Raw genomic sequence first — 19,436 nt, 5'->3', positions numbered from 1 at the left:
GCATCGACGAACTCACACCGTGGGTCGTCGCCGATCAGCTCCGCAGCCCAGCCTGACAATCACGATCCCCAGTCAAGACGTCGCTGCTGCAACGCTTACAAACAGCTAGAGGGTGACCAAGAAGAGATTTCGTTGCGAAGAGGGTGACTTTGACCTGTTCGAAATAGCTGTGCAGCTGCACAAGGCAGAAAACATTGAGCCCTACATGACTTGCAGTGCAAACACGTGCGGACAGGTCGAATCGCCATCGTTGACATTCATATCAGTTTTGAATGCAGAAAAGAGACCACGTCATCCAACGTCTGGCGATGTTTTGCTAATGCGTAATGGGGAACATCAAGATGTCGAATCGTGGTTACCTGAACACCAGCAAGCCGAAGCCGTTCCGCATATTTCTGAGCGTCGAAATCTAGATGGTCGCAATATGCGCTCGTTATGAGAGCGGAAGGCAATTCGCGAAGGCGCCGTGACTCAATCGGTGCCGCATATGGATGCATGCGATGGCTGACATTGGGCAGATATGCGCGGTAGTATTTGACGAATTCGCCTGCATTCGTGTCAATCGCTTTTGGATCATATTCATGGGAATCGCGTGCCATGCTAGGGTCAAGAAGCGGGGCCATGAGCACCTGAGCGGACAAGCGAAACTCGCTTCTGTCGCGAGCCATCGCGGCAACACATGTTGCCAGATTTCCACCAGCCTCATGTCCAACGAGCGCGGCGCGCAGAGGATCAGCGTCTTGCTGGCGCGCTGTCGCTTGTGCCCACTGCAGCGCACGATAACCATCTTCTAGCGCGGTTGGGAACGGTAACGCTGGTGCCAATGAATATCCTACCGATACGACCCATGCTGGAGTTTCTGTTGCGATGGCAGCTGCGGCGATATCGCCGTCGTCGAGTGACCCTTTTACGAAACCTCCGCCGTGAAAGTACACCACGACAGGGAGCGGAGCTGCTTTGCTTGCAGGGCGATAACTGCGAAGACGAATGATCTGTGCGTGCCCGGTGATCTCCACATCTTCAACGTGCAGAACAGTACGCTCCTGAACTTTCATACGGTTCCTTCATACCAATATTTCTGACAACTGCAGCGTCGCCGTCACAGTTGGCGACAAACGCCAGTATGGATCAATCGTGTGGTCAGATAAATATGGATATACCAGAACTGAATTTGGTTTTTTAAAACAATTGGGGGACGACAATTATGTTGGCCGACCGGCCATGCTGCTTGACGCTCTGTAACAATGCTTGAAGAGCGCATCGCTCTCATACGGTAAAACTCTCGGTACGGCGAGCCACAGGAGATGAAATTCCTGCCATGCTATGCGCAGATTGGCGCGTGAAGAAGTACCAGTTTCACATCTCCGTATCAGACTCAGACCAGACCATATATACCGAGACTTCGACGCGACTAACGCGTTAGAACAGGTTTGTTTGTTCCTCAATCAAATTACCGAAATTATCTGCAACAAATGGCAAGATAGCGTCTGCTACCGGCTTCAACTGGCGGTTAATGTAGTGTTCATAGTCGATAGGAGAGGTGGTCGCTTGCAACGGCTCAGGGCCGTTCCGGGTTATAAGATAGCTGATCCAGCCTCCGTTCTGATACTGCGCAGGCCGTTTGCGTCGAAGGTTATCCTCGTCGGCGAGTCGCGCAGCACGAACCTGCGGAGGAACGTTCTTTTGATAGCTATCCAATCTGTTTCGCAACCGTTTCCGATAGATCATAAGCCCGTCAAGTTTACCGCTGCGGACATCACGCACATAGGAGCGGACAAACTCCTGATAGGGCTCGGAGCGAAACACTTTCATGTACAACTCGCGCTGAAATTTCTGTGCGAGCGGACTCCAGTCGCTGCGTGCTGTCTCGAGGCCTCGGAAAACGATGCTTTCGTTTCCAGACGCCGTTCGGGTGAGGCCGGCATATCGTTTTTTGCTGCCGAGCTCTTCTCCCCGGATTGTAGGCATCAGGAAGCGCTGATAGTAAGTATCGAACTCAATTTCAAGGAAGTTCTGCAAGTTAAATTTGATGCTTAGATGCTCATCCCACCATTGATTGATGGCCGCAACAAGACGTTCTGCTACAGCGGCGGCTTGCCCGTCGGTGTGACGATGTCCCAACCAGACAAAGATAGAGTCTGTATCTCCATAAATCACCTCGTATCCTTCGTCCTCGACAAGTTTTCTTGTCTGGCGCATGATCTCGTGCCCGCGAAGCGTGACAGACGAGACAAGGTCTGGGTTAAAAAATTTGCAGTCAGGTGAGCCCAGTACCCCACAGAATGAGTTCATCAGCAGCTTGAGTGCTTGCGACAGCGGTTCATTTTTTTCCCGTTTTGCATCGTCACGTCGAATCCATAACTGAGTCACGATATCGGAGAGACTGTTTTTCTTTCGCGAGAAGAAAATTCCCCGCATACCCGGAACGACAGCATCATTGTCAGACTCGGTCTCTGCTTCGATCATCGCCACCGGATCAATCAGAAAAGTGCGAATGATTGATGCATAAAGGCTTTTGTAATCAAGCACGAGAACGGAGTCATAAAGCCCTGGTCGGGAGTCCATGACGAAGCCTCCCGGATACGACGTCTCCGGTATCTGGCCGGTATTAGGCGCCACGTAGCCGTCCCTGTGCATACGCGGTAAATAGTGGTGATTGAATGCCGCGATCGAGCCGCCAAAATGGTCGGCTTGCAGTCCTGTCACTTGCGCCCGCTCGATCAGGAATTCGACCAGTTTTGCCTTCTCGAAGATCCTTGTAACGAGTTCACAATCCTTCAGGTTATAGCTTGCCAGCGCGGGCTTGTCTTCATGAAATCGTCGCTCGATTTCCTCCATACGGTCATATGCGTCTGAAATTCCCTTGCCTTCCCCCAGCATTTCCTGTGAAACAGCTTCCAGACTGAATGCTGGAGATGACCAAAGTGCGGATTTCAAGGCCTCGATGCCATCGATTACCAGCCGCCCTGGTATTGTTGCGAAAAAGTATCCTTCCTTCCGCCCATGTTGGCGCCATTCGATAGGTCTTGCAGCACGACCGAGCGTCAATGAAATGTTTAATTTGTCCGCATGAGCTTGTAAGACCCGAAGGTCAAACTGAACTATGTTCCAGCCAATGATCAGATCAGGGTCAAATCGCTGAAACCATGTATTCAGGCGCTCGATGATCTGCTTCTGGCTCGAGCAATATTCCAGGTCAAAGTTCAACGATGAAGCAGCGACAGGGGCAGGGCCAAGCATGTAAACCCGACGCTCACCACAGCCTTCCAAGGCGACAGAATACAGATCGCCATGCGGGCTTGTTTCGATATCGAGCGAAACCAGCGACAAAATCGGGCGATACTCTGGAGCGGAGCGTAGCCGACAGTCAGTGATAGTGACGCCGTCGGCGATTCCACCCTCGATCTGAACAGAAGCTGTGATGAAGCGCTCCATCAGGTAGCGATCGGGAGGGCGAATGTCTGCTTCATAGACCGGCACACCCGCGTCCTGTAGACGTTTGCTCAAAGACGCGAGTTGCCGGTATTGTGCGCAGTAGACGCCTACCACTTCACGCCGTTGAAAATTCTTGAGTGTAAGTGGGCGTACTCGTGCGCCCTGCAAGGAAGCAATCTGTGAAGTGATCTGAGCCTTGTACTCAGCAGGTGCGAATGCGACCGACTCCTGGGATGTCAGCAGGATTTTGCGTGTGCCTGTATCTGTCGACGCCCACAACTCAATCTCAGTCCCATTCGGGGTGTCCCGCCAATGACGCGTGAGAATAAAAGCTTTCATCGATCCAGGCTGACCCGTCGACGGTACATCGTGCATGATGCAGATCGAGCGGGCGATACGTCGCTCCGTGACATGGATGTGTCCGCTGGCTAGCCTTCAATAATCATTCTTAGCCGGGCGATACACTCATTGGTCTCCTTCAGCACTGTTGCATGGAACTCAGCGGGAAGCGCCTGATCATCCATCAAGGCCATGGCATCTTCTACGCCAGACTGGAACCTTGCAAGGATCGCCATGCATTGCTGACGGGTGAGAAAGGGAAGGGCGGAATCATAGAATTTCAGAAGCACAATGTTTCGTGCGCCCAGACCAACCATTGAGCTGAGGCTTGTTGTAACCGCTACTGTCATTGCATTCAATAGCTTGTCGTCGTCATTCAATCTGATTCCTTTGAAGATTTTCTGTTGTGCGTGCGAAGGCGGAATCTGGCGGCGTACCAGGTTTTGTTGTGACATGATGATGCTCACAGAGACGATGCCACCTGGTTGAACGATTGTGTATCTGATCTGGCGTTAGAGGAGAGATCAGAACAATCGATGCCAACGTTCTCTAAAAACATGTTTGCTATCCATTCGACGAACACTCGCACTTTTCCTCCGAGATGGTGGTCGGAGGCGTACTGTGCAGACACTGGAATGGGGCGTGGGCGCCACTGTGGAAGGATCTCCTCGAGCAATCCTTCTTCGAGATAACGTTGAAGCATGAACTGAGGGGCCTGAACAATTCCAGCACCCGCGAGACTACAGACGACACCGGCTTCAATGTCGCTCAACAGCACCGATCGCTTCATTCCGACTTCCCGGGGAACGTGACCGATCATGAAATTCTTTTCTACTATTCGCCCCGTGTGGCTTTCGCAATAGTCGATTGACAAATGAGTTTCCAGATCGTCGAGTTTTTCTGGAGTGCCGTGCTGCTCGAGATATCCTGGGCTTGCTACTGTAAGCATGGATATCTTTCCGAGAGGGCGACATAGGTAGCTCGATTCTCGCAAGCACCCTGAGCGAATAGCACAGTCGATGGCCGTAGTGGCCAGGGTCGTGGGTCGGTTAGAAAAGCCAAGAATCAGGTCGATGTCAGGATAGTTCGCCCGAAATTCCATGATTCGAGGTGCAACGATCAGCCGGCCGATAGCGCCTGGCATATCGACACGCAATTCCCCACGTGGGCCGTCACCAGCCTTTGTCAACGATTCCTCGCAGTTCCGGATGTCGGACAAAATGCGAACGCACAGTTCGTAATACTGTGATCCCTCCGGTGTGAGACTGAGCTTGCGTGTGGTCCGATGCATCAAGTTGACCTTGAGGTGCCCTTCCAGGTTCTTGATCACAGTCGTAACCGAAGCTCGAGGCATGCCCAGCACATCTGCAGCACGCGAGAAACTATTCATCTCGATGACCTTAACGAAGGTCTGCATTGCCTGTAACCGGTCCATGCCACTCCCTGACGATGCGAAGAGGTAACGTTCGCACCACTCCATCGGCCCAAGAAGGCGCGGATTATGCGAAATACGATAAATTATTTGTGGATTATAAACACTTGTCAGAATTTACGTGCACGGACGTGAATGCCGAAGAGGCGATTCGGTTAGAACCGGCATGCCCGGGCGGTGCACGCACGAAGGCCGACGGCACGGTTCGAGGGGCTTGCAGAAGATCGGGGGATTGAATGGCTGCCCGCTGCGAGAACGTGCAATGTCGCGGAGACAATTTCACCGGATGCAGCGTACATTCACATGAAACGGAGGACGGGGGATGGACCAGCTGCTATTTCCAGTCCGGCAAGGGGTGACCAACACGTTCCGAAGCCATCCGGGAGCAGAGATTGGAGCACGATCGGCCGGCGCGCGCGGCGGCCCGATACAGCAGACTGCCGCTGTGCTACCGGGGCGTGCTCGGAGCTGCTCTTTAAGAGGAACCGTTCGTCCTGTCAGGATTAACGGCACAATCGGATTGCTCGTCTACGGTGCACTGCCTCAGGTCCTGGGTCATCGGAGCAGATCCGCGCTGCACCGATGACTCTGGGTCGTGTGTAGCTACACAGAAAAGGGAGTCAAAACGCCCGGAAGATTGCTGCGAGCTACGCAGTCGCCGCCTGTGCCTTCTTCACTGGAAAAAGCGAGATCAGCTCCGTTGCCACAGAATTGAGGATTTGCTTGGATAACTTAGGATCAGGCACGGCGCGAGAGAGGCCCATTGCGCCTACGTACGCGCTATAAATAAGCATCGCCTTTGCTCTCCGATTGCCCTCAGTTTCCTCCGGCATCTGACTCTCCAGAAGGGCCAGACTGGCTTCGAGGCGTTCGCTGAAGACCTCGCGCGCGTCGTCGGTGCTCCGTGCCGTGTCATTGACTAATGCCGACAAGGGGCACCCGCTTGCGATGTCATCGCGATGTGCCTCCGAAAGATAGGTTTGGATACTCTTTTTCAGGGTGGGCTGGGCCGTCAGCTCAGAGCGGTCCATCTGCTCGCATGCGGCGGCCATGGCTTCAACAACGAGGTCGTCACGCGTTGCAAAATGCTTGTAAAAGCCACCGACGGTCAGCCCTGCTTCTTTCATGATATCTGCCACGCTGATTCCGTCCAAACCAAGTTCACGAAAGCGACGTGATGCTACGTCGACTATCCGCTGATGCGTCTCGGCTTTTTCTGCTTGGGAGTAACCCATACTTGATCTCCTGGGAAATATCTTGTAGAGACACATGATAATCCACATTGCCCGGTCCTGTTTGGCTCAAACGGGAAGCGAAGCCTGATAAGAGTCATTCTTATCTGGGGTCATATCGAGAATAACCCTACCGGACTGTGGGAATATGTCCGATCAGGAGCACCAGAAAGCTGGGCAAGCCTTCACCGGCGTAAGTGATGATGCATACGCCGGTAGCGCTTCCAGCAAGCACTGGCGGGCGTGAAAATGAACCTTCGTCGAGCCTGGGCCGCCCAGGGGCGGGTTGGCGGGGCATCAGCTGACGGGGGCTATCCGGTCGAGAAGGAGGCGGGATTTAGCCAGACTCTCCTTCATTGCGGCAAGGTCCGAACGGCCGAAAAATTCCGCTAGTTCTGCTTCTGCCGACCAAATTAGCGAGATCGACGATTCAAGCCGAGCGCCTCCTTCGGCGGTCAGCTCGTACAGCGATCGTTTCTTGTTAGCTGGGTCTACCATGGACTGAACCAGCTTCGCTCTCTTTAGGGGCTGCAAGGTTCGCTGCAAGGCTGAACGCTCTATCACCATCACTTCGCCGAGGACCTGAAGAGAAACGGGACCATGCTTGCCGATTGCTTCCAGAATCCCATGCTGGCTGGCAGTTAGCGATACATTCGCAAGGTGCCGGTTATATACGCGGGCTACATAACGCGCGGCGCGCATAAAAGCCAGTCCATATCGTTCACGGTCCATTGTTTCTTCCCGGCGAGCGCGCGGTTTGTCGTCCACGGTGGAGGCGGATAGCGTACAGCGATGACCTGGCCAACGGTTTTTGACAAGATGCCGGCGCCAAGGCGTGCTCAGTTGGCGCTGGCATGCTTGCTACCGCGTGGGTTTCGCCTCGCGATGACGGGTGCGGGTGCGCGAGGGCGAATTAGCTGCGCACTGCGGGCTTCATGCTCAGAACGTCGAGAAATTCTGGGAAAAATGAATCGCTTCAATGTATTTCCTTGCCGCTCGCTAGATGTTCGAACGTGCGAGAGCTGTAGTTCACTCATGCGCTGTGTTAGGTAGCAGCATTGTCGAGGCAATTTGCATTGAAAACGCGTTCGGTCGATGCGGGAAACTTCGCAAGTTTCTCGGCGGGACGGCGCGGGCGTGCGACCAGCTCGCCACCGCAGTTCGGGCAGATTCCTTTCAGCGCGTTTTCCGTGCAGTCACTGCAAAACGTGCATTCAAAAGTGCAGATCCGTGCATCTGATGAGTCGGGGGGCAAGTCCTTGTCGCAGCACTCGCAGCTTGGGCGTAGCAGTAGCATTGGATACTCTCCTTTGATTTCCTTTCTTATGCGGCAAACCGACTTCGTTCGCTCGCTCTTCCCGCAAGCCGTTATATTGCTCTGGTTGCGGACCGGTGCGACGGGAGCATTGTTGGGGCCAAACAGGTTGCATCGAGCGGCGTTTAGCCCCCACATAGGTACGTCTCTTAGCTTTTTGCAGCGGAGTTCGATGCAGCAAAGACTTCTTTTCCCTGCCGATCGAGTTCTTCAAATTCGTCATCACTGAGTCGAACATTCGCAGCTGCGACGTTCTCGATCAGATGGTCAACACTACCCGTTCCAGGAATTGGGAGCATTACTTTTGAACGCTTGAGCAGCCACGCGAGTGCGATTGCGCCAGTGGTGACGCCATGCTTGCTGGCGATAGTGCTTACGATCGAGCCAGGTTTTGCGAGCTCTCCGGCGGCGAGCGGGAACCAGGGGATGAAACCAATGCCGTGTTTCTCGCAGAAATTGAGCACATTTTCGCTCTTTCGGTCGACGAGGTTGTACTGGTTCTGTACGGTTGCGACCTTGAGCCGCTTCAATATCTTCGACGGCGACCTCGCTGAGGCCTACGTGTTTGATCAGGCCTTCACGCTGCATTGCAGCAACCGCTTCGAACTGCTCCTCTCGCGGCACCTTGGGGTCGACTCGATGCAATTGCCAAAGATCGAACCGTTCGATTTCGAGCCGCCTGAGGCTCGTGAGGACACACTGCCGCAGGTACTCGGGGCGGCCAAGCGGAAGCCAAATGTCCGGTCCGTGGCGCGTAAGACCACCTTTTGTCGCAACCAACAGCCCCTTGTAGGGATGCAGTGCCTCCTTGATAAGGTACTCGCTGTCGTAGGGGCCGTATGAATCGGCTGTGTCAATGAAATTAATGTCCAGTTCAGGTAGACGTTTGAGCGTGGCCATTGCCGCATCATGGTTGGCCGGCGGCCCCCAGATTCCAGCACCCGTAATGCGCATCGCCCCAAAACCAAGGCGATTGACGATCAGCTCCCCGCCGATTGCAAACGTACCGGAAGCTGAAGCAGACACGGATTGTGACATCATTTTTCCTCTCGGCGAGCGATGGCATTGCCATACGAAATGGCTATCTCTGTTCTATGCGGACCTCTGCCTGGCGTAAGCGGATTAGCGTTCGCATGTGACGTAGGTCTTACGTGATACTGGGCATCTACATCGGAACAGCCAAAGATTTGCGCGAGCCGGATACCTCAGACGGCCCGCGCATCCCCAGTGCGTTTTCGGTTTACAACCCTGCAAACAACTGCTGGATTTCAGAGTACGGCAACGCACCGTCGTTGAATGATTCGGATCTGCCGTTTTGCAGAAAATCCTGCGCAATCGCCTTTGCTTTGCCGAGAACAATCTGCGAAATACTGCCGCCAGCGCTTAGCCTGCGGACACCGAGTCCTCCGAGCGTCGCCGCGTCAGCAAGGCCTGGGATAGCCATGACATTTAACGGCAAACGAATTGCGCTGACGACTTTTTCGATATCGACGGGATTCGCGATCGCGGGAAGGAAAAAGCCATCTGCGCCTGCGGAAGCATACTGAACGCCGCGCTCGATCGACGCATCGGCCTGCTTGGGCTTGTCGGCCAAACCTGCGAGAAATACATCGCAGCGAGCATTGATGAAGAGATCGTTGCCAGATTTTGAAACTGCATTGCGAATGGCCTCAATTTTCGAAGCCAGAAGAGCAGGTTCGTCAAATCCGTCTTCAATGTTAATCCCGGCTACACCGAGCTCAACGAGGCGCATGACGTTGTCTGCAACAGTCTTCGGGTCGTCAGAATAGCCGTTCTCAATATCGACCGAGAGCGGGACCTTCAAAACCCGGATAATTCGAGCTGCGGAGGCAACGACTTCACTGATCGGGAGAAGGCGACCATCCGGATAGCCTAGCGCCCAGGCGAATCCTGCGCTCGTTGTAGCAACGGCTGGTGCTCCTACGGCCTCGATGAGGCGCGCGCTGCCGGCATCCCACGCATTTGCCAATCGGAGGGGTGTCGTGTTGTCGTGCAGCTGGCGAAATTTTTTTTACGCTAGACATAAGTTTCTCCTCGTTTCAAGAAATTAGCGGGAAATTCAATGTGCCCTACGGTGTGTTCTATTACGACACGCACGTTGAGCATGTGACATCTCCCCTGTAGTGAGACCGGAAACGGCGAGAGCGGTCGAATCCATTGCTGCGGCCAGGCTGCAACGCGAGCAGCGCTGGCGCCGGGGAACATACAGTTTCGATTACGCCACATCCATCCATCCTTCACAATTAGACGAAAGTATCGCCTTGTCGCTGCAGAACCCGAACGCAGTGTACGAGTAACTCCACGCTCTACCTACGGATATATCTGCTCAAAACTATGCGGTGGTGCAACTCTCCCATCCGCCCAAAAATTGAAAGTAGGGTGCTCTCGGGTAGACACCGGCAACCGGGTCGCGGATCAAGCTGAAACCGCATCTTTTGTTAGAGCAGCACTGGCACGGGCATCGCTCCCGTCCCACTGACTGTCGGAGAGAACATTGCTGCGCCGAGCCCGGCCAAAGCCCGTGTGATACGAGCGATGCAGAGATCTGATGAAAAGATCGTAGCAATGTTGACGATGGCGAATGGCCCAATACAGCCGGGCAAAGGATCCTTTGCGTGCTACGTTCCCCGCAACCGCAGCTGTCGACGAACCAGGTGAAGCATAGCTCAGGGCGTAAACGGTGACCGGCTGACCACCCGCGTGGATGCGGGCGTGAAAAGAAGATGCTGTTTCACGCAGAATGCCCGCGAATGCAATACAGTCCGGGCCAAGCGCGAACATGCCAAGCGCGAGAGTCAGAAGGCGGCGGTCCATGCGTAATCTAGTAGATCCCATGAAGCTGGTTGCGTGATAAAACTATAGAGAAATCTGTTGTCCCGGACTACTGGGAAGTATCGGGAAGGTGTTACCCATAAACTGGGTAAATATACTGATACCAACGATGAATCACGTGGCACGATCTATGTCGTCAGGAGCACGCGTGTAATCTGGTATTTACCCTAATCACTGTTGATTTTCGCGCTGAAAATTGTGCACGTCCACCGCGAGGCTGGTATCTTTTAAGCTATGGAGGACCACTACGGAGGGTAAAATGCGCAGAAACAGCGAGCTTCTCAGATCGATCCTGTCGTTCATGCAAGACCATGAAAGCCCAACCCAGTGTTGCAAGGATATTGAAAATGGCGTCGGAGCAAAAGAGGGGCACAGCTGGCCGGAGGTACGGCTCCATCTGGCTCTGTTAAAAGATATGGGGCTGGTTACCGACTGTGCAACCGCCGCTGAGTACAGGCTTACCAGCGCTGGATATGACGTCGTCGAAAGTGCAAACCCCATTGAACAGATGAGGGCCTGGACACAGATGGCAAGTGGCTTGCATATGCCAATGACGCCTGCCTTTTCGGCATCCCGTCATCCGCTGCCACCCGCAGCTCGTAGTCAACACCTGACGTGAACCGAGCAGCAGGCTTCCGGCGAATCTGACAGGGGTACGTCGACCAGCGTGCCCCTTGATATTTTGAAAGTCTTCAAAGCGCACAGGCTAGTCAGATAGAGCAGACTCGTCATGTGCTAGAAAATTTGCGGTTTGTTCCGCCAGTTTGCTCCATGTCATGGTGCGTGATCGGGCTATGGATCGAGTCTCAGGTATAGACCTTGAAGAATGCTACAGCGTCTCTCAGACCCTGAGCTTGCTCCGACATCGATTGTGTTGCTGCGGAGGCCTCCTCGACCAACGCTGCGTTATGCTGCGTGACTTGGTCCATCTGGCTGATCGCCTGGTTTAGCTGTTCTATCCCCGTGCTCTGTTCTTCGGATGCCGACGAGATTTCATTCACCATATCGGCTACGCGCTGTACTGAGTGCACGACATCGCTCATTGTGCTTCCCGCATCTTCGACGAGCTTGGAACCGGCGCCCACTCGCGATACCGAGTCATCAATCAGGTCCTTGATTTCCTTCGCAGCTGTTGCGCTGCGCTGGGCGAGAGTTCGTACTTCGCCTGCAACGACAGCAAAACCTCGTCCTTGCTCACCAGCGCGAGCTGCTTCGACCGCCGCATTGAGCGCCAGAATGTTGGTCTGAAACGCGATACCTTCGATAACTACGATGATTTCAGATATTTTGGCCGAGCTGCCCGAAATCTCGCGCATCGTCTCGACCACGCGGCCAACCACTTCGCCTCCGCGTTTCGCGACACCTGACGCTGTACCGGCCAGAGTTGCTGCCTGCCGGGCGTTGTCAGTATTGTGGCGGACCGTTGCGGTCAATTGCTCCATGCTTGCAGCCGTCTCTTGAAGCGATGCCGCCTGTTGCTCGGTCCGGCTTGATAGCTCCTGATTTCCCTGAGCAATTTCGGAGCTTGTTGTAGCGACACCTTCAGCGTTCTGCCGCACCTGCGATACGACTTGCTGCAATCCATCCTGCATGTGTTTCAACGATGCCATCAGACTGCTTGTGTCCCCGGGCCGCAGTGCGACGCGTAAGCTGAGATCGCCCTTTGCAATCTGCCTGCAGACTGCCGCCGCGTAGTCGGGCTCGCCGCCGAGGTTTACGCGGATGCTGCGGATAAGCGCCAGCATGGCTGCGGTCAGAACACCTATAACCAGCACTGCGAGGAGGAGATTGCGAATCAATGTTGTGTGGAACTCACTCTCGATATCGTCCGCGTAAGCACCTGTATAGACATGCCAGTCCCATTCTGAAACAAACGCACTGTAAGTGATTTTTCGAACAGGTGTCGCGTTGTCGGATTTGGCCCAAACGTATTCGCTATAGTGATTTCCACCAGGTGATGAGCTTTTGACAATCTCAACCGCGATGCGCGTGCCATTGGAATCTACGAGCCCAGTCTGCGACTTGGATTCCAGCTCTGGCTTAGGTGGGACCAGGCGTGCAACGACGTCCGAGTCGTAGATGCCGAAATAGCCACTGCGATCTGCGCCATAGCGAATTCCGCGAAGCGCCTCAAGTGCTTGATTTTTCGCGTCGGGCACCGATAGAACGTTGCTTTCAGCTTTCTTCTGAAAGAGGGAAATGATCCCCAAGGCAGTGTCCATCTGTTGCGACAGCATGTTCTTGCGCTGCTCCAGCAATTCTGCCCGGGTCATCCACGCGCTTGCAGTGACTACGGCGATTGGTCCGAGCCAGAGAAGAGCCAGAATGCCCCAGAGTTTTTGATTCAAGGTCAACCGCTTCATGTGTGCACGTCTCCCGAGGTGGCTGAGCATTTCAAAACACGGCCGCCGTATTGTGTGGTCCAAAAGTACTTCAAAGACTTGCGTCTGCCGATCCAGATGGGAAAGGGGATTTTGACCATACTCTTGACGATGGTGACTCTATATCGACAGATCCCGTCTCAACTTGAGCAAATATCTGAAGGCCTGCTGCCGCCTAGCGCAAACCCGATCGTTAGATTTGACCGTTGATGCTCCGCGCCACTTGTTCAAGCGGTTGATGTGACTGATTGTCTGTGAAGCGGCAGTTGAGACGTCGTTGCAGTGGAGGGCGCTGATGATAGCGGCAGGCGCCCGAGTCAGTCCATAGATCAGGCCAACGAACGCTTATGAACGATGCTGGTGAATCGATCGGGACGCGTCCTTCAACTTTTGTCCCGACAGCCGTGCCCACGAGGTTCTTGGGAGTTGCGGCGATCTGCGGGTTGAAAAAAATAACCCGGCGCCATGGCCGAGGTTTTTTCGATGGAAGCTGCAGATCGTTAGGCGGCTAGCCTTCCCTGAACTGTGATGACGAGCCGCCGAGCCGATCAATCTTTCTGGGCAAGCTGCTCAGGCGCATTCCATCCACCACCAAGCGCCCGGAAAGTCCGAACTGCTGCTCGTGCTGCGTCCGCCCTGGTTGCGTCGAGATCGTCACGCGATACGAGAAGCAAGCGATCAGCGTCGAGCACGTCTGTGAGCGTAATGGATCCTGCACGGTAAGCCTTTTCCGAAAGGTCACGTGCTCTGGTAAGCGCAGCAACTTCCTGCTGCAGCTCCTGAGTGCGGAGTTCCGTTTGAGACAGAGTTACGAAAGCATCTTCGACGTCTTCGGTTGCTTTCAATGCGGCTTCCTTATACTGGGCCAACGCCTCCGCATACGCCCCTCGTGCCTGTTTTACCTCGGCGTCCACCTTGCCGAAATCGAACAATCTCCATTGCAATGCGCCGGTGCCGACAGGCTGGAAGGATTTTGCGCTAAACAGATGGTTGGTCGTGATGCTATCAAAACCCAGTGCACCCGAGAGCGAGATCTTCGGATAGTAATCGGAGATCGCTACACCAATCTGTTCATTGGATGCAGCCAGATGACGCTCGGCGGCGATGATGTCCGGGCGTCGGCGGAGAACATCGACCGGCTGATCTCCTGTGCCGATGGCCGGGATATCTGGAATGATTGCCGCATTCGTCGCCAGCTCCGCTGCGTACGTCCCTGGCTGCGCACCCATCAACACATCCAGGCGGTTAAGCTGCGCTTCAAGACCGACGCGTAGGGCGGGCATTGATGCGCGAGCCTGACGCAGCAGAGCCTCTGCTTGTGCAACCTCACGTTCGTCAGCAGCACCCGCTTTCTTTCGAGCCTTCACGAGCTCGAGAAGGCGCGCGTCTGTGTCAATCTGGTCCTGAGTCACCGCTACTCGAGCCTGCAACCCCCGAATCTGCAGATAAGCGTCTGCGGCGTCTGCTGCAACAGTGATGCGCGTTCCCAACTGCGCCGCTTCCGCTGCCTGCTCCTCAGCACGCGCCGCTGCATGGGCCCGTCTGAGTCCACCCGCGAGATCGATTTCCCAACTCGCCGTCGCCCCAACCACATACTCCTTCTGGTCGCGGCTGTAGTTCGGGAAAGCGCTGGCGAGGGTGCCGAGCGGACTCTGTACGCTCTGATGCAGTGCGGTGGCGGATGCGCCAGCGTCAACCGTCGGCAGCAGCTGCGCACCAGCAGCCTGCGCCGCTGCGCGAGCCTGGCTTACCCGTGCGATCGCTGCTTGCAGGCTCAGGTTCTGATCCAGCGCACGCTGCACGACCTTTTCCAGCATAGGATCGTTGAAGCCTGTCCACCAACTGTCCAGTTTCGGAGCAGCCAATGTCGTCTGCCTGCTCGCTACTGCGTCTGTGTTGTGGAACGGCGCCATTTCCGTCTTAGGAGCGACATAATCAGGCCCGACAGCGCAGCCAGCTAGCGCTGCGCTCACGATAAGGCCTCCTATGATTGCCTTCGATGTTCTTGATACGAGCTGTTTCATTTTGCATCTCCACTGCCGAGCTGCCGGGGCAGCGAGGGCGAATGCTTTACACCGAGCTTGCGGGCGAAGGCATAGAACGCCGGCGTAAAGGCAAGACCAAAGATAGTCACACCCAGCATGCCGAAGAACACGGTCGTTCCAAGCGACTGTCGCATCTCCGATCCCGCACCCGAAGCAATCGCCAGAGGTGCCACACCAGCAATGAAGGCGAGGGATGTCATCAAAATCGGACGAAGTCGGACTTGCGCGGACTGAACCGCAGCTTCTTCAGCTCCAATGCCGTCTTCATCCTGCCTTTGCTTGGCGAACTCCACAATCAGAATTGCATTTTTCGCCGCCAGACCAACAAGCACCACGAATCCAATCTGCGCGAGGATATCGATAGGCATACCCCGCATATTCAGACCGATCGCAGCTGCGAGCAGACACATCGGCACGATAAGAACGATCGCCAGCGGCGTCTTCCAGCTTTCGTACTGAGCAGCAAGCACGAGGAAAACGAACAGAGCAGAGGCTGCAAAGATGGTCAGCGGAGACGTCGTTTGCGTCTTCTCCTGGTGCGCAAGGTCGGTCCATTCGTACGAGATGCCGTTCGGAAGAACCTGATCCGCCAGTTGTTCCATGCGTTCGATGGCGTCGCCAGATGAAAACCCCGGGCCAGCTGCACCCATGACTTCAGCAGCAGGATACATGTTGTAGCGCGGCACTCGATACGGAGTGGTTGTGTTCTTGAACGTTGCCACACTGCTGATCGGGACCATGTCGCCTGTCGCATTGCGCACCTTGAGTCGGCCAATGTCTTCAGGGGTTTGTCGGAATGCCTGGTCACCCTGGACGCGAACCTGGTACGTGCGACCCAGGTAGTTAAAGTCATTCACGTACTGCGAACCCAGGTACAGGTTCATCGTGGAGAACACGTCCGTCGGAGTCAGACCAATTTTCTCAGCCTTGAGACGGTCAATATCTGCATAGACAGACGGTGCACCTGCGTTATATAGCGTAAACACCCCTCCGAAAACCTTGTCCTTGTTGGCCGCCGCAACGAGTGCGTTAGTGGCAGCCGCAAGAGCTTGGGGACCAAGGCCAGCACGATCCTCAAGCATCAACTTGAAGCCGCCAGCCGAACCGAGGCCCTGCACGGGAGGCGGATTGATAACGACAACCACGGCGTCCTTGATAACGGAAACACGCTTGCGCAGGGTCACGAGCATTGACGCAGCATTAACACCCGGCACATGCTTGTCATAGAGAGAAGGCAGGCCGTAGAAAAGCGTACCAACGTTCGGTGCGATCGTTCCAGTCGTTACGTCGAAGCCGGCTACAGGCGACGTGTGCGTAACTCCTACCATGCCCGGGGTAGTCAGCACAATATCGTTGATCTCACGAATAACCTTGTCAGTACGCTCCAGGCTCGAGCCGGGCGGCAGGAATGCGATGACTGCCTGATAGCCGATGTCCTGGTCCGGAATGAAGCCCGTCGGCATCCGCGACATCTGGAAACCGGTCGCAGCGATCAACCCCGCGTAGACCACAAGCATTACAGTGGTAGCGCGCACGAAACGGCCCGTGAGTTTCCCGTACCGCGACGACATCCATTCGAAGAAGATATTGAAACGGCCAAACGTAGCATGGTGAAAACGTTGATACAGAGTCGTACCACCGTGAGACTTCTCCATTTCATGCGGTTTGAGAAGGACCGCACACAGAGCCGGACTCAAAGTAAGCGACACAAAGCATGAGATGACTGTCGATGCTGAAATCGTGATCGCAAACTGTTTGAAGAACAGCCCTGAGATACCAGACATCATCGCTGCCGGACCAAACACCGCAACCAGCGTCAGTGCAATAGCAATGAGCGCTGTCGACACCTCATTCATCGTCTGATGTGCTGCTTCGCGAGGCGTCATGCCAAGCGCCATATTTCGCTCGACATTTTCCACAACCACAATAGCATCGTCGACTACGATCCCGACTGCTAGCACGAGGCCAAACAGCGAGAGATTGTTGATTGAAGCGTGAAAGATCGCGAGGATACTAAACGTCCCCAGAAGTGAAATCGGAATTGCGACCACCGGGATGATCGTCGCGCGCCAGTTCTGAAGGAAGAGGTAGACGACCGCCACGACGAGCAACACTGCGATAACGATTGTTTCAATCACCTCATGAATCGATTGACTGACAAACGTCGTCGGATCGTAGATTCTCTGGTAGTCGATTCCGGGTGGGAAACTCTTCTTCAATTCGGCCATCTTGTCCCAGACGGCGTGCTCTACCTGGACCACGTTTGCATCAGGTGTTGCGATCACGAACCAGGGAGTCGACGCATAACGATCTGCATAAGCCTTCGAACCATAGTCAACTGACCCGAGTTCAACGCGTCCAATGTCCCGAATTCGTGTGACACGGCCTTGCGAATCAGATTTGACGATCACATCGCCAAACTGCTCCGGCGTAGTAAGGCGGCCGAGCGCATCGATATTGATCTGATACGCACCGGTACCCTTGTTCGAAATCGGAGGTTGATTGAGCACACCCGCCGACAACGGTGCATTCTGGGCACGAAGAGCAGCCAATATTTCGCTTGCGCTGATGTTGTACGACGCAGCCTTGTCCGAATCAATCCAGATTCGCATTGCATACTGCCGCTCCCCGAACAGCTGGAAGTCGGACACGCCCGGCAAACGCGCAATCTGATCGCGAATCTTGAGCATGTAGTTGGACATGTACTCGGGGCTGCGCGATCCGTCAGGTGAGAAGACGTGTACGCCGAGAAGAAGCGCCTGAATTGTCTTCTTCACTTGCACGCCCTGCAACTGGACATCCTGCGGCAAGCGGGAGAGCGTGTCTTCTACGCGACTACGGGTCAGTAGAAGTGCAGTGTCAGGATTGGTGCCAACCTTGAAAATCACAGTGATCGTCAGTTGGCCGTTACCGGTCGATTGGCTTGAAATGTAATCCATGTTCTCAACGCCATTGATTGACTGCTCAAGGGGCGTTGCAACGGTGCGAGCGATAGTATCTGCCGATGCACCCGGATACGATGTTGTGATCTGAATGGTTGTGGGAACGATGTTAGGATACTGAGCAACTGGCAGTGACACCATTGTCGCCAGGCCAATAAGAACAGCGAATATGTTGAGCACCGCCGCAAAGCGCGGATGCTCGATGAAGAAATGGGTCAATTTCATGATTTTCCCGCCTCGCTTGCATGCTCAGACGAAAACTCAATCTTGCCTGCGTGCGGAGAAACCTTCGCACCCGGGTGAACCGTCGGAATGCCGTCAATGATCACCTTGTCGGAGTTTGACAGACCAGAAGTGATAACCCTCAAGCCACCACGAAGGTCGCCAATTTCAACTTTCTTGGGCGTCGCCACGTCATCCGGACCGATAACAAAGACCATGTGGTCTGTCTGGTCTGCAAGCACAGCAGCATCAGGTACGAGGAGAGCCGGACGCGGTGTCGATACTGCGAGACGAACTCGAGCGAATCCGCCTGGCGTCAGCGACAGGTCGCCGTTGGGGACTGTGGCGCGCGCGTGGATGGTGCCGCTTGACCGGTCAAGCGAATTGTCAACGAAGTTGAGTACGCCCTCGCGAGAGAACGAACCATCGCCCGTTGGCGAAAGGGTGACCTTGTCTGCCAGAGGACCTTTCTGCCCCACGCGAGCCTGCTGGAACGTCGCGTAGTCGTTTTCGCTTATGTCGAAGTCAAGATAGATCGGGTCAAGCGAGACAATCGTAGCGAGCAGCGTCGTCGGGCTGCTACCAGCACGGCTACCCGACACCAGATTGCCCGTCGATACAAGGTGCGTACCCATGCGACCGGTGAATGGTGCCTTGATAACGCAGCGGTCCAGGTCAAATTTAGCATCGCGGACGAGGGCGTTCGCATTATCGACAGCCGCCTGGGCTGCATGCTGCTCGGCCACTTTCTGGTCGACATTTTGCACCGTTCCCGCGTCGGAGCGCTGCAGTTCCTGTGCACGCGCGAGTTCCCTTGTTGCCAGGGCCAACCGCGCTTTCGCCGATTCTAGTTGAGCGGTCGCCTCGCTCAGCTTGATCTGGTACGGCTCTGAGTCAATCTCGAATAGTGGATCGCCCTTGTGGACAACGTCGCCATCCTTAAAATGAATCTGGGTGAGCGTGCCGCCGACCTGGGCGCGAAGCTCAACACGATTGACGGCTGAGAACTGCCCAAGAAAGCCCAACCGACTCTCGATGTCGCGCTGCAAGGGCGCGCTAACGGCAACCGGCGGAGGAGGTGGAGCGGCTGCAGGGGCGGAGCTCGATCCGTGCATGTGATACGCCGTAGCAGCTACCGCAACGATAACCGCGAGGGCGATGGCTTTACCCACCCAACGCGTGGAGCCAGGATTTGCCGAGGTTTTTGGGGCAGCAACTCTTGCCTCGGTCTGGTTTAAAC

At 55.0% G+C, this 19,436-nt stretch carries 14 protein-coding genes and 1 pseudogene; 1 reads left to right on the top strand and 14 read right to left on the bottom strand.

Annotated features, from left to right (window positions below):
• Positions 1 to 257: 257 nt before the first annotated feature.
• The 10 genes and pseudogenes from H3V53_RS32620 to H3V53_RS32575 all read right to left on the bottom strand — a co-directional run bounded on the left by H3V53_RS32620 (position 258) and on the right by H3V53_RS32575 (position 10,588).
• Positions 258 to 1,055, bottom strand: coding sequence for an alpha/beta hydrolase (locus H3V53_RS32620; RefSeq protein ID WP_336601361.1), 798 nt, complete (start codon positions 1,053 to 1,055; stop codon positions 258 to 260).
• 364 nt (positions 1,056 to 1,419) lie between these two features.
• Complete coding sequence (locus H3V53_RS32615; RefSeq protein WP_336601360.1) at positions 1,420 to 3,810, bottom strand: DNA polymerase II; 2,391 nt, start codon at positions 3,808 to 3,810, stop codon at positions 1,420 to 1,422.
• A 53-nt stretch (positions 3,811 to 3,863) separates the two neighbouring features.
• Positions 3,864 to 4,241 (bottom strand): hypothetical protein, encoded by a 378-nt coding sequence (locus H3V53_RS32610; protein WP_336601359.1) that lies wholly within the window; start codon positions 4,239 to 4,241, stop codon positions 3,864 to 3,866.
• The gene (locus tag H3V53_RS32605; protein ID WP_336601358.1) at positions 4,238 to 5,209 is read right to left on the bottom strand and encodes a LysR family transcriptional regulator; all 972 of its coding nucleotides are present in this window, start codon (positions 5,207 to 5,209) and stop codon (positions 4,238 to 4,240) included. The genes H3V53_RS32610 and H3V53_RS32605 overlap by 4 nt, the downstream gene beginning before the upstream one ends.
• Positions 5,210 to 5,853: 644 nt before the next feature.
• Positions 5,854 to 6,441 carry a TetR/AcrR family transcriptional regulator gene (locus H3V53_RS32600; RefSeq protein WP_336601357.1) on the bottom strand — a complete coding sequence of 196 codons (588 nt, stop codon included), beginning with the start codon at positions 6,439 to 6,441 and terminating at the stop codon, positions 5,854 to 5,856.
• A 294-nt stretch (positions 6,442 to 6,735) separates the two neighbouring features.
• Positions 6,736 to 7,170, bottom strand: coding sequence for a MarR family winged helix-turn-helix transcriptional regulator (locus H3V53_RS32595; RefSeq protein WP_336601356.1), 435 nt, complete (start codon positions 7,168 to 7,170; stop codon positions 6,736 to 6,738).
• A 313-nt stretch (positions 7,171 to 7,483) separates the two neighbouring features.
• Positions 7,484 to 7,735, bottom strand: coding sequence for a DUF1272 domain-containing protein (locus H3V53_RS32590; RefSeq protein ID WP_336601355.1), 252 nt, complete (start codon positions 7,733 to 7,735; stop codon positions 7,484 to 7,486).
• 167 nt (positions 7,736 to 7,902) lie between these two features.
• A pseudogene (locus H3V53_RS32585) lies at positions 7,903 to 8,707 on the bottom strand (aldo/keto reductase).
• A gap of 286 nt (positions 8,708 to 8,993) precedes the next feature.
• Positions 8,994 to 9,770 (bottom strand): isocitrate lyase/PEP mutase family protein, encoded by a 777-nt coding sequence (locus H3V53_RS32580; protein ID WP_336601363.1) that lies wholly within the window; start codon positions 9,768 to 9,770, stop codon positions 8,994 to 8,996.
• Between the two features lie 419 nt (positions 9,771 to 10,189).
• Complete coding sequence (locus tag H3V53_RS32575; protein ID WP_336601354.1) at positions 10,190 to 10,588, bottom strand: hypothetical protein; 399 nt, start codon at positions 10,586 to 10,588, stop codon at positions 10,190 to 10,192.
• 277 nt (positions 10,589 to 10,865) lie between these two features.
• Here H3V53_RS32575 and H3V53_RS32570 point away from each other — a divergent pair, with 277 nt between their 5' ends.
• Positions 10,866 to 11,225: a hypothetical protein gene (locus H3V53_RS32570; RefSeq protein ID WP_336601353.1), complete on the top strand. Its 360-nt coding sequence runs from the start codon at positions 10,866 to 10,868 to the stop codon at positions 11,223 to 11,225.
• A gap of 187 nt (positions 11,226 to 11,412) precedes the next feature.
• On the opposite strand, the gene H3V53_RS32565 is transcribed toward H3V53_RS32570, so the two are convergent.
• From H3V53_RS32565 to H3V53_RS32550, 4 genes are all read right to left on the bottom strand, one after another.
• On the bottom strand, positions 11,413 to 12,969 hold the full coding sequence (locus tag H3V53_RS32565) for a methyl-accepting chemotaxis protein (protein WP_336601352.1): 1,557 nt from the start codon (positions 12,967 to 12,969) through the stop codon (positions 11,413 to 11,415).
• Between the two features lie 566 nt (positions 12,970 to 13,535).
• Positions 13,536 to 15,011, bottom strand: coding sequence for an efflux transporter outer membrane subunit (locus tag H3V53_RS32560; protein WP_336601351.1), 1,476 nt, complete (start codon positions 15,009 to 15,011; stop codon positions 13,536 to 13,538).
• Entirely contained in the window at positions 15,008 to 18,199 is a 3,192-nt protein-coding gene (locus H3V53_RS32555) for an efflux RND transporter permease subunit (protein ID WP_336601350.1), read from the bottom strand. The genes H3V53_RS32560 and H3V53_RS32555 overlap by 4 nt, the downstream gene beginning before the upstream one ends.
• Positions 18,196 to 19,245, bottom strand: a complete 1,050-nt coding sequence (locus tag H3V53_RS32550) for an efflux RND transporter periplasmic adaptor subunit (RefSeq protein WP_336601349.1) — start codon at positions 19,243 to 19,245, stop codon at positions 18,196 to 18,198. The genes H3V53_RS32555 and H3V53_RS32550 overlap by 4 nt, the downstream gene beginning before the upstream one ends.
• Between the last annotated feature and the right edge of the window lie 191 nt (positions 19,246 to 19,436).

The organism is Paraburkholderia bengalensis, from assembly GCF_037126505.1.
In the GTDB taxonomy this organism is placed as follows: domain Bacteria; phylum Pseudomonadota; class Gammaproteobacteria; order Burkholderiales; family Burkholderiaceae; genus Paraburkholderia; species Paraburkholderia bengalensis.
This window is presented reverse-complemented; position numbering and strand designations above follow the sequence as displayed.

Excerpts from the sequence above, each read along its gene's own strand:
- H3V53_RS32620 (WP_336601361.1), bottom strand. The coding sequence starts at position 1,055 with ATGAAAGTTCAGGAGCGTACTGTTCTGCACGTTGAAGATGTGGAGATC.
- H3V53_RS32615 (WP_336601360.1), bottom strand. The coding sequence starts at position 3,810 with ATGCACGATGTACCGTCGACGGGTCAGCCTGGATCGATGAAAGCTTTT.
- H3V53_RS32605 (WP_336601358.1), bottom strand. The coding sequence starts at position 5,209 with ATGGACCGGTTACAGGCAATGCAGACCTTCGTTAAGGTCATCGAGATG.
- H3V53_RS32600 (WP_336601357.1), bottom strand. The coding sequence starts at position 6,441 with ATGGGTTACTCCCAAGCAGAAAAAGCCGAGACGCATCAGCGGATAGTC.
- H3V53_RS32595 (WP_336601356.1), bottom strand. The coding sequence starts at position 7,170 with ATGGACCGTGAACGATATGGACTGGCTTTTATGCGCGCCGCGCGTTAT.
- H3V53_RS32590 (WP_336601355.1), bottom strand. The coding sequence starts at position 7,735 with ATGCTACTGCTACGCCCAAGCTGCGAGTGCTGCGACAAGGACTTGCCC.
- H3V53_RS32575 (WP_336601354.1), bottom strand. The coding sequence starts at position 10,588 with ATGGACCGCCGCCTTCTGACTCTCGCGCTTGGCATGTTCGCGCTTGGC.
- H3V53_RS32570 (WP_336601353.1), top strand. The coding sequence starts at position 10,866 with ATGCGCAGAAACAGCGAGCTTCTCAGATCGATCCTGTCGTTCATGCAA.
- H3V53_RS32565 (WP_336601352.1), bottom strand. The coding sequence starts at position 12,969 with ATGAAGCGGTTGACCTTGAATCAAAAACTCTGGGGCATTCTGGCTCTT.
- H3V53_RS32560 (WP_336601351.1), bottom strand. The coding sequence starts at position 15,011 with ATGAAACAGCTCGTATCAAGAACATCGAAGGCAATCATAGGAGGCCTT.
- H3V53_RS32555 (WP_336601350.1), bottom strand. The coding sequence starts at position 18,199 with ATGAAATTGACCCATTTCTTCATCGAGCATCCGCGCTTTGCGGCGGTG.